The organism is Cupriavidus neocaledonicus, assembly GCF_000372525.1.
In the GTDB taxonomy this organism is placed as follows: Bacteria; Pseudomonadota; Gammaproteobacteria; order Burkholderiales; family Burkholderiaceae; genus Cupriavidus; species Cupriavidus neocaledonicus.
The window spans coordinates 14549-28926 of record NZ_AQUR01000085.1 but is presented as its reverse complement, the minus strand read 5'-3'; the positions used below and the strand labels follow the sequence as shown (position 1 = coordinate 28926).

Annotated in this window: 12 protein-coding genes and 2 riboswitches; of the genes, 7 read left to right on the top strand and 5 right to left on the bottom strand. The window is 65.5% G+C overall.

All coding sequences use genetic code 11. From position 1 onward, the window contains the following. Nucleotides 1–3 precede the first annotated feature (3 nt). Together A3AG_RS0108870 and A3AG_RS0108865 are read left to right on the top strand one after the other, a co-directional pair. A complete protein-coding gene (locus A3AG_RS0108870; RefSeq protein WP_018005054.1) occupies nucleotides 4–996 on the top strand; it encodes a tripartite tricarboxylate transporter substrate binding protein in 993 nt (330 codons plus the stop codon). Nucleotides 997–1054: 58 nt separating this feature from the next. After that, nucleotides 1055–2044 (top strand): Bug family tripartite tricarboxylate transporter substrate binding protein, encoded by a 990-nt coding sequence (locus A3AG_RS0108865; RefSeq protein WP_018005053.1) that lies wholly within the window; start codon nucleotides 1055–1057, stop codon nucleotides 2042–2044. Nucleotides 2045–2068: 24 nt separating this feature from the next. On the opposite strand, the gene A3AG_RS0108860 is transcribed toward A3AG_RS0108865, so the two are convergent. Next, the gene (locus A3AG_RS0108860; protein ID WP_026164058.1) at nucleotides 2069–3124 is read right to left on the bottom strand and encodes an MBL fold metallo-hydrolase; all 1056 of its coding nucleotides are present in this window, start codon (nucleotides 3122–3124) and stop codon (nucleotides 2069–2071) included. A gap of 32 nt (nucleotides 3125–3156) precedes the next feature. After that, nucleotides 3157–4248, bottom strand: coding sequence for a porin (locus tag A3AG_RS0108855; RefSeq protein WP_018005051.1), 1092 nt, complete (start codon nucleotides 4246–4248; stop codon nucleotides 3157–3159). Nucleotides 4249–4591: 343 nt separating this feature from the next. Here A3AG_RS0108855 and A3AG_RS0108850 point away from each other — a divergent pair, with 343 nt between their 5' ends. Continuing rightward, entirely contained in the window at nucleotides 4592–5068 is a 477-nt protein-coding gene (locus A3AG_RS0108850; protein ID WP_018005050.1) for a DUF3597 domain-containing protein, read from the top strand. Nucleotides 5069–5111: 43 nt separating this feature from the next. On the opposite strand, the gene A3AG_RS0108845 is transcribed toward A3AG_RS0108850, so the two are convergent. From A3AG_RS0108845 to A3AG_RS0108835, 3 genes are read right to left on the bottom strand one after another with little or no spacing between them, the layout of a single operon-like run. Continuing rightward, nucleotides 5112–5621 (bottom strand): TlpA family protein disulfide reductase, encoded by a 510-nt coding sequence (locus A3AG_RS0108845; RefSeq protein ID WP_018005049.1) that lies wholly within the window; start codon nucleotides 5619–5621, stop codon nucleotides 5112–5114. After that, nucleotides 5618–6853 carry a sialidase family protein gene (locus A3AG_RS0108840; protein WP_035848261.1) on the bottom strand — a complete coding sequence of 412 codons (1236 nt, stop codon included), beginning with the start codon at nucleotides 6851–6853 and terminating at the stop codon, nucleotides 5618–5620. Before A3AG_RS0108840 ends, A3AG_RS0108845 begins: the two co-directional genes overlap by 4 nt. Nucleotides 6854–6878: 25 nt before the next feature. Beyond that, nucleotides 6879–9167, bottom strand: coding sequence for a TonB-dependent receptor (locus tag A3AG_RS0108835; RefSeq protein WP_018005047.1), 2289 nt, complete (start codon nucleotides 9165–9167; stop codon nucleotides 6879–6881). A 256-nt stretch (nucleotides 9168–9423) separates the two neighbouring features. Beyond that, a riboswitch (glycine riboswitch) is annotated at nucleotides 9424–9522 on the top strand. Continuing rightward, a riboswitch (glycine riboswitch) is annotated at nucleotides 9523–9641 on the top strand. It begins immediately after the preceding riboswitch. A 56-nt stretch (nucleotides 9642–9697) separates the two neighbouring features. On the opposite strand from A3AG_RS0108835, the gene A3AG_RS0108830 reads away from it, so the two are divergent. The 4 genes from A3AG_RS0108830 (at nucleotide 9698) to tcmP (ending at nucleotide 14373) form a co-directional block, all read left to right on the top strand. Beyond that, complete coding sequence (locus A3AG_RS0108830; protein ID WP_018005046.1) at nucleotides 9698–10966, top strand: D-amino acid dehydrogenase; 1269 nt, start codon at nucleotides 9698–9700, stop codon at nucleotides 10964–10966. A 365-nt stretch (nucleotides 10967–11331) separates the two neighbouring features. Further along, on the top strand, nucleotides 11332–11517 hold the full coding sequence (locus tag A3AG_RS0108825; protein ID WP_018005045.1) for a DUF1484 family protein: 186 nt from the start codon (nucleotides 11332–11334) through the stop codon (nucleotides 11515–11517). A 297-nt stretch (nucleotides 11518–11814) separates the two neighbouring features. Further along, nucleotides 11815–13083 (top strand): three-Cys-motif partner protein TcmP, encoded by a 1269-nt coding sequence (locus A3AG_RS0108820; RefSeq protein ID WP_026164055.1) that lies wholly within the window; start codon nucleotides 11815–11817, stop codon nucleotides 13081–13083. Nucleotides 13084–13179: 96 nt separating this feature from the next. After that, nucleotides 13180–14373, top strand: a complete 1194-nt coding sequence (gene tcmP, locus A3AG_RS0108815; protein WP_018005043.1) for a three-Cys-motif partner protein TcmP — start codon at nucleotides 13180–13182, stop codon at nucleotides 14371–14373. The last annotated feature ends 5 nt before the right edge of the window (nucleotides 14374–14378 follow it).

Here is a 14378-nt window from a genome sequence, read left to right as displayed (position 1 = left end):
CCCATGCACGCACGCCACGCGATCGCCGCCGCGATCACCGCCGCGGCCACCGCCCTGAGCGCCATCGCCACACCGGCGCAGGCCACCGACAACGCCGCGGCGTGGCCGGCGCGCCCCATCACCATCGTGGTGACCTATCCGCCGGGCGGCGGCGCCGACCTGATGGCACGGCTGATCGCGCCCGGCCTGGGGCGCGAGCTGGGGCAGAGCGTGGTGGTCGAGAACCGGCCGGGTGCCGGCGGGCAGATCGGCGCGGCCTATGTCGCCAAGGCCGCGCCCGACGGCTACACGCTGATGGTCGATGCCTCGTCCTATGCCGTGAATCCCAGCCTCTATCCGCGCCTGCCCTACGATCCGGACAAGGCGTTCCGGCCGGTCGGCGTGCTGGCGCGCTATCCCAATGTACTGGTCGCCACCGCCGGCTTTCCGGCGGGCAAGGTCAGCGATGTCGTCGCCATGGCCAGGCAGAAGCCGGGCTCGGTTGCCTTCGCGTCTTCGGGCAACGGCTCGGCGCAGCATCTGGCCGGCGTGCTGTTCGAGCAGCGCGCCGGCGTCGACCTGCTGCACGTGCCCTACAAGGGCGGCGGCCCGGCCATGACCGATGTCATCGCCGGACAGGTGCCGCTGTTCTTTGCCAACGTGGCCTCCAGCCTGCAGCACATCCAGGCCGGCAAGATCAAGCCACTGGCCGTGACCAGCCGCGCCCGCACCCCGGCGCTGCCCGCGGTGCCGACCATGCAGGAAGCCGGCGTGGCCAGCTACGAAGTGTATGAATGGAACGCGGCCTTCCTCCCCGCCGCGACCCCGGAGCCGATCGCCGCGAAGCTTGCCGACGCGCTGCAGAAGGTGATGACCAGCGCGGAGATCCGGCAACGCGTGGCCGAGCTGGGTGGCGAGGTGGTGGCAGCACCCCCGGCGCAGGCGCGACAGTTCATCGACGCGAAGGCGCGGCTATGGGCCAAGGTCATCCGCGACGGCAACATCCGGCCCGAATAACAACGCAGCCACCTTGCCGCTTCGCGGCCCGGCTACCGCAACCCCAGGAGACAACAGCATGACCGCAGCCAATCCCATTCGCCGCCAACTGCTCAAGGCCAGCGCCGCGCTGGGCGCATGCGCGCTGGCGCCCACGCTCGCCCGCGCCCAGGCCTGGCCGGCCAAGCCCATCCGGCTGGTGGTGCCGTTCGCGCCGGGCGGCAGCTCAGAGATCGTCGCGCGCTCGACCGCGGCGGAGCTGACCAAGCTGCTCGGCGTGTCCGTGTTCGTCGAGAACAAGCCGGGCGCCGCCGGCAATATCGCGATGGGCGAAGTCGCGCGCGCCGACGACAACCACACGCTGATCCTCGGCCATATCGGCACGCTGGCGGTCAATCCCTTCATCTTCCCGAAGCTGCCGTATGACCCGGTCAAGGACTTCCGCGCGATCTCGCTGCTGTCCAAGGTACCGAGCCTGTACGTGGTCCATCCCGACGTGCCCGCGAAGAACCTGAAGGAATTCGTGGCCCTCGCCAAGAGCAAGCCCGGCAAGCTCAACTATGGATCGGCCGGCAACGGCAGTGCCGGCCACCTGGCCTTCGAATACCTGAAGGCCGCCACCGGCACCTTCATCACCCACGTGCCATACCGCGGCAGCGGCCCGCAGATCACCGACCTGCTGTCCGGCCGGCTCGACGCCGCCGCGGTGGGTGCGCCGGCGATCCTGCAGTTCATCAAGGCCGGCAAGGTGCGCTGCATCGCCACCGGCACGACCCAGCGCATCGCGCAGTTGCCCGACGTGCCCACGGTGGCCGAGCAAGGCTATCCCGGCTTCGAGATGACGCAGTGGTACGGCCTGCTGGCGCCGGCATCGCTGCCGCAGGCCGCCGCCGACAAGCTGGCCGACGCCACCATGAAAGCCGTGAAGAGCCAGAGCTCGGTCGAGCGCCTGGGCGCTGACGCGGCCATCGTGGTAGGCGGCACGCCGGCGGAATTCTCGCGCTTCATCGCGCAGGAGCAGCAGCGCTGGCGGCCGATCATTGCGCGCGCCGGGATCAAGCCCGACTGAAATCGGCCTGCGCCGCCGGGCGGCTCATGGTTGTTCCTGCCACACCGCGATGCCGCCCGAGGTCCCGGTGCGGCCCTCCAGGCTGATGTCCATGCGGGTCAGGTCTTCGCCAACCAGCAATTCACCGGCATAGGTCTTGCGGACCCGCTCGACGATCTGCCCGACGGTGGCATCGCCGTTCAGGCCGATGTGGCTGAACACCGCCAGTTTCGGCGCCGCGGCCTGGAACACGCGCGCGGCGTCCTCGGGCGACGACAGGTGGTCGTAGATGGCGCGGTACGCAGGGTTGGAAGCAAGCAGTGCGTCCGGGATCAGCGTGACGCAATGCACCAGCACGTCCGCGTTCCTGGCCTGCGCCACCACGGCGGGGCTGAAGCGGGTATCGCCCGACAGCACCACCGAACGGCCGCGATAGTCGATGCGGTAGCCGTACGACGGCCGGATGTGGTCGCCATGGTCGTTCTCGAAGGCGGTCACGCGCACGCCGTCCTTCTCATAGACGACGCCGGGTGCGACGTCGTGCGCATCGATGGTGATGCCGGTGAGCGCGCTGCCCTCGTCCTTGTGCCGGATCGCGATATCTGCGGCAAAGGCCTGACGCAGGCCCTCCGCCAGCGCGCGCGTGCCCGCCGGGCCGTACAGCGCCATGGGCCGGTCGCGGCGGCCATAGGGCGGGCGCAGCCAGCCGGTCAGCCACAGGTCGGGCAGGCCCACCAGGTGGTCGGAATGGAAGTGCGTGAGGAAGTGCGCATCGACGCTGCCCAGCGGAATGCGCAGCTGCCACAGGCGCACCGATACGTTGCGGCCGAAATCGAACACCAGTTTCTGGCCACCGGCCTCCACCAGCGTGCTGTAGCCGGCGCGGGCCGGCGACGGCACTGGCGTGCCCGTGCCCAGCAGCGTCACGCGGAAATGATCGGTGCGATCGGTGCCGCCTGCGCGGGCGGAAGCCGCGGTGGTAGTGACCGTGGCACTGGCAGTGCCAGCCGCCGGTGCCGCAGCGGGCGCCGCGGCCGAAAGCGCCGAGGCGCAGGTCAGGATGATGCCGGTCAGCGCCGACAGCAAGCTGGAGGATTTCATCGTTCTACCTCGTGAAAGAAGACTGCAACGGCTCAGAAGATCTGCTTGATGCCAAGCATGACGCCGGCCTGGTTCCCGCCTGGCGCCGGATTGCCGCCCGGGCTGCCGCCGCTGACCGACAGCGCCGACTGGCCGCGATTGTCGAGATAGCCTGCGGTGGCATAGACCGAGGTGCGCTTCGAGAACGCATAGGTGCCGCGGATCGCGCCAAGCCAGGCTCCGTTCGCGCTGTGGCGGTAGCGCAGGTAATAGATTTCGCCGGCGAGGTTGAACGCGGGCGTGATGTCATGCGAGACGCCCGCGAACCACAGATCGCTGCGCGGGGTGGCGCTCGCCTGGTTGTTGCGCGACAGCAGGCCCAGGCCCAGCTTGGTCCGCTGCAGCAGCAGGTAGCCGCCCAGCGATAAGCGATCGTCTTTCAGGCTGCTGCGGGTCAGGCCGCCAAAGGCGCCGGCGCCGCCGCGCAGGGAATCGTAGGCGGCGCTCACGCCCCACCGGTCGGTCTCGTACATCAGCATGGCCGACCATTCGCGGCAGGCGCGCGCATCCGCGGGATTCTCGCCCGCGCAGTTGGTGCCGGCCGGTCCGGGGCCGGCGTTGACGGCATCGCGGCCCAGGCTGTACGTCGCGCCGACCGTGACGCCGCCGAACTTGCCCTTGTACGACACCGCGTTGTCGGCGCGCGTGTTGGGGATATAGCTGTCGATCGAGCCGACGCCGTAGACGTTGGAGGTCAGGATGTCGGTATCGAGCCTGGCCCAGAACAACATGGTGTACTGGCGCCCCAACCCGACCTGTCCCCACGGGCCGCTCAGCCCGACGAAGGCCTGGCGGCCGAACAGGCGCGCGCCCTGGTTCGGAACGCCCGAGTCCGGCGCAAACCCGGATTCCAGCACGAACACGCTCTTGAGCCCGTTGCCGAGATCCTCGGTGCCGCGCAAGCCCCAGCGTGACGGCACGGTCGCCGCCAACGACGGCTGGCGCACCAGGGCCTGGCCCGCCGCGCCGACGTGGTTCAGGTATTCCACGCCAGTATCGACGACGCCGTACAGGGTCACCGACTGCGCTGCCGCCAACAGCGGCATGGCAGCAGCCAGCGCGGCCGCGACGATGCGGAATTTCATGATGTCTCCTCCCTGGGCCACGCCGAGTCTTTAACTAGCGCGACTGTTGTGTGTTCATATTTGAACATCTGTTTCTTTATTGAACCAACAAGCCCGCATCATAGACGCTGCCGGGCCATGCAGGAAGAGTGGGGAAACTACCGATTCATCGAGCCCGGGGCGCGCATGTCTGCGCCGCACAGGAAGAGGCGTGCCACGCCGGCGCTGCCGGCGCGGAAGCCGGACGCGCTACACGCACCATTTACAAACGGTGGGGCTTACAGGCGCTGCGGCAACGCGCCGCGACGGTGGCCCGGAACCTGCAAGGGCTTGCTGCCACGATCCACCCTTCAGGAGGCCCGCCATGAGCATCTTCAAGGACATCCTCAACAAGCTGCTGGGCAAGGACAAGCCCGCGGCCACCACCACGGCGAGCACCACCGGCACGCCACCCGCGGCCGGAACGCCGACTTCAGCGGGCGCGCCGGCCGGCACCGCGCCAACCGCCGGTACCGGCGCGGCGCCCGCGGGCAACGTCCAGGGCACCGCCGGCGCGCCGGCCGGCGCGCAAGCGACGCCGCTGTCGGGCGTCGATGTCGAGGCCATCATGGACCGGATGGCGCAGCAGAGCGGGCAGACGCTGAACTGGCGCACCTCCATCGTCGATACGATGAAGGCGCTCGGCATCGACAGCAGCCTGGAACACCGCAAGGAACTGGCGCGCGAGCTGCACTACACCGGCGACATGAACGATTCCGCGGCGATGAACGTGTGGCTGCACAAGCGCCTGATGCAGGAGCTGGCCGCCAACGGCGGCAAGCTGCCGAAGGAACTGTCCTGAGCGATGCAGTAAAAGGCGGCGCCGGGCCGGCGGCGCGGCGGGCTCAGCCCGCGATGCCGGCCCAGCGCAGGTGCCGCGCCCAGTCGGCTTCGCTGATCACGCCGGACACGCCCCGGCGGTCACCGTCGGCGCGATAGAAGTAGGTGCGCGGCATCTCGCCCATCCAGTCCGGATCGACCGCATAGCGCAGCCGCTCCTGCGGCTCGTGCCCGAAGACCCACGCATTGCGCGTCAGCCTGACGCGCTCGAGCAGCTGTTGGACCTGCGGCATGGCCTCGGCGCTGTCGGTGGCCAGCGTGACGACGCGCAGCCCGGGATGCTTCACCCGCAGCTTGCCGAGCGCGTCGAAGTTGCGCTTGCAATAGACACAATCCAGCGACCACACCACCAGCACGAAGGGCTTGCCCTGCTGGCTGGCGGCGATACGCGCGGCGCTGGCGGATTCGAACACGGCGACGCGGTCGGCGGCATGGGCGGTGCCGAGCACCAGCGCGCATGCGGTAACGGTGGCAGCGGCCGCGGCCGCAAGCCGTTGGCGGCGCGCCCGCATCATGCGCCCTCCTGCCCGAGCGCGAAGACCTGGAAGCCCTCGGCCTCGGTGCGCCAAAGCACGTAGGCGCGGCCGGCGTGCTGCAGCAGGTGCGGCCGGTCGGAATCGCGCTCGGTACCGGCCAGCTTGCGCGTCTGCCAGGTGTTGCCGCCATCGTGCGACAGCATGGCGGAAAGCCGCGTCTGCCGGCCGTCGAACGATTTCCACACCACCGCGAGGTCGCTGTCGTTCAGCGCGACGATATCGGCATGCTGTGCGCGCGGGTCATCGAGCGCACGTTGCGCCTGCAGCTTGCCGTCGCGCCAGCGGCCCAGCGACACCGTCGGCTTGCCGTCGCGCACGCTGAACCAGACCATATGCACCGTGCCGTCCGGCGCCACCGAAGCGCCGGGGCCGTGGTGCGGGCACGCGTCGATGCGCCAGTCGTCGAAGGTGGCGCGCTGCATCGGCGCGGCCTTGCCGTCGGCGCCCAGCAGCGCCAGCGCGTGGTCGCGCGCATTGGGCGGGAACACATGGCGCCACAGCGCCAGCATCCTGCCGTCGGGCGTGGGTGTCAGCGCGATGCGGCAGCATTCGCACGACTGGTCGGCGATCTTGTAGTCACCCTGGAAGGTCATGCCGTGATCGGATGACACCGCGTAGTAGATCGCGGCACCGGCATACGGCTGCTTGCGCGCCTCGGCCGCGGCCACGTCGCGCTTGTCGATCCAGCTGACGAAGACGCGTCCGGCCGGGTCCACCGCGAGGGCGTCGAAGCGGTGCGCGATCTGGTCGCGATTGGCATGCACCGTCAGCGGCCCGGCAAAGGTCTTGCCACCGTCGGTGGAGCGCGCAAAGCGGATAAAGCCGGTCCACGGCCTGGGCAGCGGCTGGGTCCAGGTGATGTAGACCTGGCCGTCGGGCCCCGTGGCCACCTTGGGGCGGCTTTCATGGTCGGCGGCGACCGGCTCCGGCGTGGCGTTGACATGCCGCGCCGCGCTGAAGCTGCGGCCGTAGTCCGTCGACCAACGCACCGCGACATGCTGGCCGTCCTTGTAGGCAATCCACAGCTTGCCGTCGCGGTCGAAGGCGGCGCCGGTGCCGAGTTCGCTCATCTTCGCCTTGGCCTGGCCGCCGTGGCCGTCGTGGCCGGCGTGGCTGCCCTGCGCCTGCGCGGCGGCGGTGGCCGACGCCAGTGTGGCGCAGGCCATCAGTCCGGCAGCGATCAGGCGGACAGCGCCGCGGGCGCCAGGCATGGTGGGGGTCAGCGTGTGCACGTGCTCAGAAGGAAAGTTTCGCCTCGGCGTAGAACGTCCGGCCCGGGTACGGGTGGTAGACGTAGTAGCGCTGGTCGGTGAGGTTGTCGATGCCAAGCCCGAGCCGCACATTGCGCGCGGGCTTGTAGGTCACCTTGACGTCGAAAGTCAGGAAGCTGCTGGTGCCGCCGAAGGTGTCGGGGTTGGTGTCCGCATTGTCGAGCGTATTGTACTGCCGGCCCGAATAGGTCATCGCCAGCGTGCCGGCCCACGCCGGCGTGAAGCGATAGGTGCCTACCAGGTTGGCGCGCCACTTCGGGATGCGATAGAAATACTTGCCCACCGAGGCCGGGTTGTTGGCGTTCTCCAGCGTCTTCGAATGGTTGTAGGCGCCGCTGGCCGAGACGTCGAAGCCGCGCACCAGCACGTCGCGCCCGTCGTAGGCCAGCTCGATGCCGCGCGTGCGCACCCGGTCGACGTTCTGGAAGCTGGTGACAGTGGGGAACACCGTGGTGTTGGTCTGGCTCACCAGCGCGTCGCGGATATCGTCCTCGTACAGCGAGACCCGGAAATTCGACGCCGCCACCGTGCGCTCGAAGGTCAGGTCTTTCGAGAACGAACGCTCGGGCCGCAGGTTGGGATCGTTGTTGATCAGCGCGGTGCCGGTGATGCGGCCCTGGAACAGCTCGCTCACCGTCGGGTAGCGATAGGCCTGCCCCAGCGACAGCCGGCCCAGCCAGTCCTGCCCGAACGCCTTCTCCAGCGCCAGCTTGGGCGACCAGTTGGATTCGCTGCGCACCGGATAGCCGATGTCCACGCCAGGCTGGCCGCGGCTGCCGTCATAGGCGCGCCAGTGTTCGTAGCGCACGCCCGGGATCAGCTTCCAGTCCTCGGCGAAGTACCAGGCGTCCTGCGCATAGAGCGCCTGGGTCTCGGTCTTGCCGCTGAAGGCATTGTTGAACGCGGTGATGGTCGCCGCGCGCCAGTCCGAGGTGTTGTAGGTGGTGTTGCTCAGCCGGTAGTTGTCGTAGTGGTAGCCGAACGTGACCCAGTGCCCGCCCTGCAGCCGCTCGGGGCGGTAGTCGGCCTTCAGGTCGAGCGTGCGCCAGCCGGTGCCGTCGCCATAGGTGACCGTGCCCGGTCCGTTGCCGACGGTGCTGGCGCTGCGGCTTACGTCCTTGCTGACATCGAACAGCGACGCCACGCCAGAAAAATTCCACCCCGTCTGGTTGCGCGTGCGCAGCGACAGGCCGTAGAGCCAGCGTGCGTCCTCGCCATTGCCGGGTGCAAAGGCGTTGGCCGGAATCACGTACTGGTAGCCGCCGATGTTCACCGGGCCGCCGGACACCACGTTGCCATTGGCATCGCGCAGGTAGCTGCCGGTGGCATTGGAGCGGTCCTGCTGCCAGTAGGCGGCGGTGAACTGCGCCTGCAGCGTGCTGGTGATGTCGTAGCCGAGCTTGAGCTTGAGCTGGTCCTGCACCGTGTGCGTAACGCCCTCGCTGTTCACGCCCATCACCACGCGGTCGCGACCGCTCTGGTCCCGGTCGAAATAGGCGCCCGCGACCGGCGTGTCCCCCGCGCCCGCGGGCCGCGTCGAGCGCGACGCGGTATAGAAGCTGAGCGGCTGGCTCTTGCTGTCCTGCCGGTCCACGCTGACCAGCCACGAGAACGCGCCGACGCGGTCGCCCACGTAGGCGTTGGTATGCACCCCGTTGAAGTTATCGTGGGTGCCGTACAGGCCGAAGCGCTGCGTGAACAGCTGCACGCTGGCATCGCCCTCGAACTTGTCCGGCGTGCGCGTGGTGATCAGCACCGTCGCGCCCAGCGAATTGCCGGGATACAGCGCCGAATACGGGCCGTACAGCACGTCCATGCGCTCGATCTCGGCGGCATTGACCAGCGACCAGCGGGGCGGGAAGCTGAAGTCCGAGCCCAGCAGGTTGGACAGCAGCAGCCCGTCCGCATAGACCAGCCCGCGTGCCGACTGGCGCGAACTGGTGCTGCGCACCGAGATGATCGAATTCATATCGCCGATAAAGCGCTTGCGCACGGCGAGGTTGGGCGCGTACTTGAGCGCGTCCTCGGTATTGACCACGTTGAAGTCGGCCATGCGCGTACTGCTGATGCCATACGCGGGCGCCGGCGTGTTGGGCGGGATCGCCGGTGTCTCGCCGCGCTCGGGGCGGGCCGACACCACCACCTCCTGCAGCGGCGCGGGCGCCTCCACGGCTGCCTCCGCCCCTTGGGCGGCGGCCGCGGCGGGGCCCATCAGCACTGCCGAAAAGGCCAGTGCAATGCGATGTTTCTTCACTGAATACCCTGTTTTCGTCGTTGTGGGCTCGCCGCGCCTGCGCAGCAGCAGGCGCTCCTCCCGGACGTCCCCGATAGCGTCCGCGAGCGTCCCCGAGCTTCCCCGATAGCGAGCGCTGACATTTTATGGGTCCGGAAGCCGCTGGCCGATGCGACATAGCGACGCGGCCGGCGCGGCCATCTCCGCACGCATCCGTGTTAACCCGCATATCCAAGACCGGGCCTTGTCACTACATTGCCCCGACTGGCGTCAAGCCAGCGTGATGCAGGGAGAGACTGTCGCGGCGCCCGCCGCGCACGGCGCCGAAGGAGCAACCGCCCCGGAAACTCTCAGGCAAAAGGACCGGCATCACCCGTCAGTGCACTCTGAAGAATGCCGGGCGCCATCGTCCGCCCGGCATACCGAAGGAGCAAGCGCGCCCGCCCCCGCGGCAAGGCGTCGTGAATCTCTCAGGTCCAGAACAGAGGGGGCGTCCTCCACGCATGTCGCGTGCGGACCCCACCCCCAGACGTTCCCGGAACCTGCAGATCATGAAGACAATCGCTGTCATCGGCGGTGGCATCACCGGTGTCACCACGGCCTACGCGCTGGCCCGGCGCGGATTCTCCGTCACGCTGTTCGAACGGCACCGCTATGCCGCCATGGAGACCTCGTTCGCCAACGGCGGACAGCTCTCCGCTTCCAACGCCGAGGTCTGGACCCACTGGTCCACCATCGTCAAGGGGATGAAGTGGATGCTGCGCAACGATGCGCCGCTGCTGGTCAATCCCCGGCCCAGCTGGCACAAGCTGTCGTGGTTCGCCGAGTTCATCGCGTCGATCCCCCACTACCGGCGCAACACCATCGAGACCGCGCGCCTGGCCATCGCCGCGCGCGAGCACCTGTTTGCGTGGGCGGCGCAGGAAGGCATCGACTTCGACCTGAAGCGGGCCGGCATCCTCCACATCTACCGCGACCGCGCCGGTTTCGAGCATGCCGGCCGGGTCTCCGCGCTGCTGGCGCAAGGCGGGCTCGAGCGGCGCGCCGTGACCCCGCAGGAAATGCGCGCGATCGAGCCGACGCTGGCGGGCTCCTACTACGGCGGCTATTTCACCGAAAGCGATTCGACCGGCGACATCCACAAGTTCACCAGCGGCCTGGCCGCCGCCACCGCCCGCCTGGGCGTGCGCTGCCTGTACGGCCAGGACGTGCGCGCGGTGCAGACGGACGGACGGCATGCCACCGTCACCGTGCAGGACGGCGCGGACACCGCCAGCGCGACCTTCGACGGCGCCGTGATCTGCGCAGGCACCGCAAGCCGCGCACTGGCGGCCGGGCTGGGCGACCGCGTCAACATCTATCCGGTCAAGGGCTATTCGATCACGGTCAACCTGACCGACGACGCCAGCCGCGCCGCGGCGCCGGTGGTCAGCCTGCTCGACGACGAAACCAAGCTGGTCACCAGCCGCCTCGGCGACGACCGCTTCCGCGTTGCCGGCACCGCCGAGTTCAACGGCACCAACCGCGATATCCGCGCCGACCGCATCCGCCCGCTGGTGGACTGGGTGCAGCAGTGCTTCCCCGGCGTCAGCACGCGCAGCGTGGTGCCATGGGCCGGGCTGCGTCCGATGATGCCCGACATGCTGCCGCGAGTGGGACGCGGACGCGCCGCCTGCATCTTCTACAACACCGGCCACGGGCATTTGGGGTGGACCTTGTCGGCGGTGACGGCGGAGATGGTGGCGGGAGTTGTGGACCAGGCACTGGGAAGCGCCCCGGCAATGGTGCCTGGCGCGGCCCTCACGCCTGCCCAAGCCTGATCCCCGCACGCGCATTTTCAAGAGTCTGCGATTTCTGAATCCGTTGCCCGGATCCAAACTTCGCGCGCCCCTGGAAATGCGACATCTCTCATCGATTCCCCGGTAGCTACGCGAAATACTGGTGGCGTCATCGGAATCACCGATGATCGGGTGTGGAAAGCCCGGATGTTTATGGTGGACAGGCGTTGCCTTGTAGCAGGCAACGCCTGTGTGCTCGCACGAACCAAGCTGGCTCCCTGGCGGGCCGGGCGAGGCAGCCGCAAGGCTGACCGGTTCCCCACCGTAGACCGGTCTTTCCACCCTCGCCGTCTGGCCCGCCGCCCTCATGTGGAAATGAGTGGCGCGCTTTTTCTAGTGGGGAATCCATGGCAATGATCGATGAAATCACAAACGACTGTCTTCAGCAGGTTCGCGCGGGAATTGAAGGAGTTCTCGTACTGCTGGATCACGAAAGCGAAAGCTCTGAAGGCTGCTTCAGTGCGCTGTGCCTGCTTGGCATGGTGAAGATGCAGCTGGATGGGCTGATGGTTGAGCGAGAGCGGTTGCAATAGTGGTTGGGGGGTGTGATGGCCTGTGCTGTCACACCTTGTATTGCGGGAATCAGTACCGATACACCAACTGCAACTCAATCCTCAGCTGGCCTGCCTGGAAAATCTGACGGACGGGCGTTGCCGGAGGATGCTGAAGAAATGGTCGGGTTCCTTAGAACTGTCATCTTGCATGGACCCAGTTTTTGCGTTGCACCCTCGCTGCCTCTCGACGCAGCCCTTGATATACACGCAAAACTGCGGCACATTAATCGCCACGAGATAAGAATATGCGTTCGGGAAGCCATCCACTAACTGAGCATGATTTCGAATCACTACGATTGGGAACCCGGAAGCCCAGCTCCCGTAATCCGACGGCACAGCGAGGTCAAGCACGCGATCCTACGCTCCTATCTCGTCGACTATTTTCTCACTCTCGTCGCATCACCGGCGCAAGACCGAATCAGGCTGACGATCGTCGACGGATTTTGCGGAGGCGGTTGCTATCAAAATAGCAGTGGAAAGAAGGTGCCGGGGTCACCCATCGTCATTCTGGAGGCGATGCGTGAGGCGCAGGTAAGGATTATGGAGCTGCAACAGCGCCGCAAGAACATCGATATTGATGTGGAATTGATCTGCATCGATGAGTCGGCGGCAGCTATTGAGTATCTACGGTACGAGTTGGAGGCAATGGGTTACGGCAACGAACTCAAAGCAGGTAGGATTCGGACGATTACCGGCACATTTAAGGATCTCGCACCAACGGTCATCGCGCGAGCGAAAGACAGATCGTGCAGAAGCGGCCGGGCAATTTTCGTGCTCGACCAGTACGGCTACAAGGCCGTTCCGCGCAGCGTGCTGGCGTCGATATTCGACACCCTTCACCATGCCGAAGTTATCCTGACTTTTAACGTCGATTCGCTGATCAACTATCTTTCACCAGGCACGCTCGCGGCGTTTGAACGGACTACGGGGTTTACGGGCGCTGTGTCGGCGGCGGACCTTGATCGTAGCATCCGGAGTCCAGGATGGCGCGTTCATATCCAATCCAGCCTGTACGCGAATATCACTAGTACTTCAGGGGCAAGTTTTTTCACGCCCTTTTTCATCCGCCCCGAACGCGGTCATGGGGATTTTTGGCTTCTGCACTTGTCGCGACACTGGAAGGCTCGTGACGTCATGGCGACTGCGCACTGGCGCCATCACAATCATTTTGGGCACTATGGCTTGCCTGGATTCGGCATGCTACACACTGGTTACGCTGCGAAGCTCAATCCCGAGAACAGCCTCCAGGCGGCATTCGAGTTCGATGATCTCGCCAAGTTGGCGAGCAACAATGCGATGCTGTCACAAATTCCCTCAATGCTTGCGAAGTACCCCGATGGGATTCCGTTCGGCGCTTTTTTCCTTGAAAACATCAATACGACGCCGGCCACCCGAAAAATGGTTCAGGACTCGATACTTGAATTGGTAAGGGGAAAGGAGGTTCATGTATTCGGGGAAACCGGACAGAAGCTCAACGTCCGCACCGATCTACGCGATGCGCACATTTTGCGTCTTCCTTCGCAAAAGTCTTTCCAGTTTATCTGAGGTCGGCATCAGCCCCGCGTCGTGTGCCAACGATACGCGGTGTTAGCGAATCCGTAAGAGTGTAATCGGGCCACAAACATCTGCTTTCTGAGAACGATGGAAAACTTTAACGTCCCGCAGGCGTACCATACTCGAGAACAGGCCTTGGTCAAGCATTCGCTGCTCCAATCCTATCTCGAGAAGTTGCTGTTGATCATGGGAGCTGCATCACAGAGCCGTTCGGGCGTGGAACTGTGTTATGTGGACTGCTTCGCGGGGCCCTGGCAAGACGACTCTGAAGCAATGGAGTCCACCTCGATTGCGATCTCGCTGCGTACACTGGAAGCCTGCCGGCAGAAACTTGAGAAGAACGGGCATCGTGTAAAAATGCGGGCCTTGTATATCGAACAAGATGCAAGTGCTTACGCAAGGCTCGAACGATATCTGAACGAAAATGCTCCACGCACCATCACGTCTTCCTGCTTAAAGGGAGACTTTGTACAGTTGAGAGACGATATCCTTCGATGGGTCGGTAATGGCCCGTTCTGTTTTTTCTTCGTCGACCCAAAGGGCTGGACGGAGGTTGGGGTTTCCACGTTGGAACCCCTTCTGCGCCGTCCCAAGTCAGAGTTCCTGATCAACCTCATGTACGACTTCGTGAACCGGACGATGTCAATCGGTGATCGGAAGGCCGACATGACGGATCTGCTAGGTGAGCCACTTGACCTGGAAGGGCTGAGTCCGCAGGAGCGGGAGAGCCAAATCATTCAAACTTACCGTCGCAACCTCAAGGTGCGTCTTCCGACTTCGAATCCCCGGTTTCCGCCGCGTGCCGCTCATGTACAGGTGCTGGACCCGCAGAAAAACAGGACCAAATATCACTTGGTCTACCTCACTTCGCACCCTAGAGGTGTGATTGAATTCAAGTCGATGTCGGAGCCAGTTGAAAAGCTGCAGCAGATGGTGCGCGCCAAGAATAAGGCTTCAAGGAAGCAGCAAATCACGGGAACGGGCGATCTGTTTGGGGTGGAAAGCTTTTTTAGTTCTGATGCGGGGCATGCCGGTGCAGCCGAGGTTGACCGCTTTTGGCACACATATCTTAAGAAGGGTCCCCAGACGATCGACACTCATGCATTTGCGACAATTCTTGAAAATACGGACTGGTTCGAAAGTGACTTGGACGAATCGCTGGTTCGTCTGATCAAAGCAGGAAAAGTCACGAACCTCTCCGCAGACGCGAAGCGGCGCACGAGGCATCCACTTCACTACACCGGACAAGGAGAGACACTGAAGTGGATCGGACCGGATTGAATGTC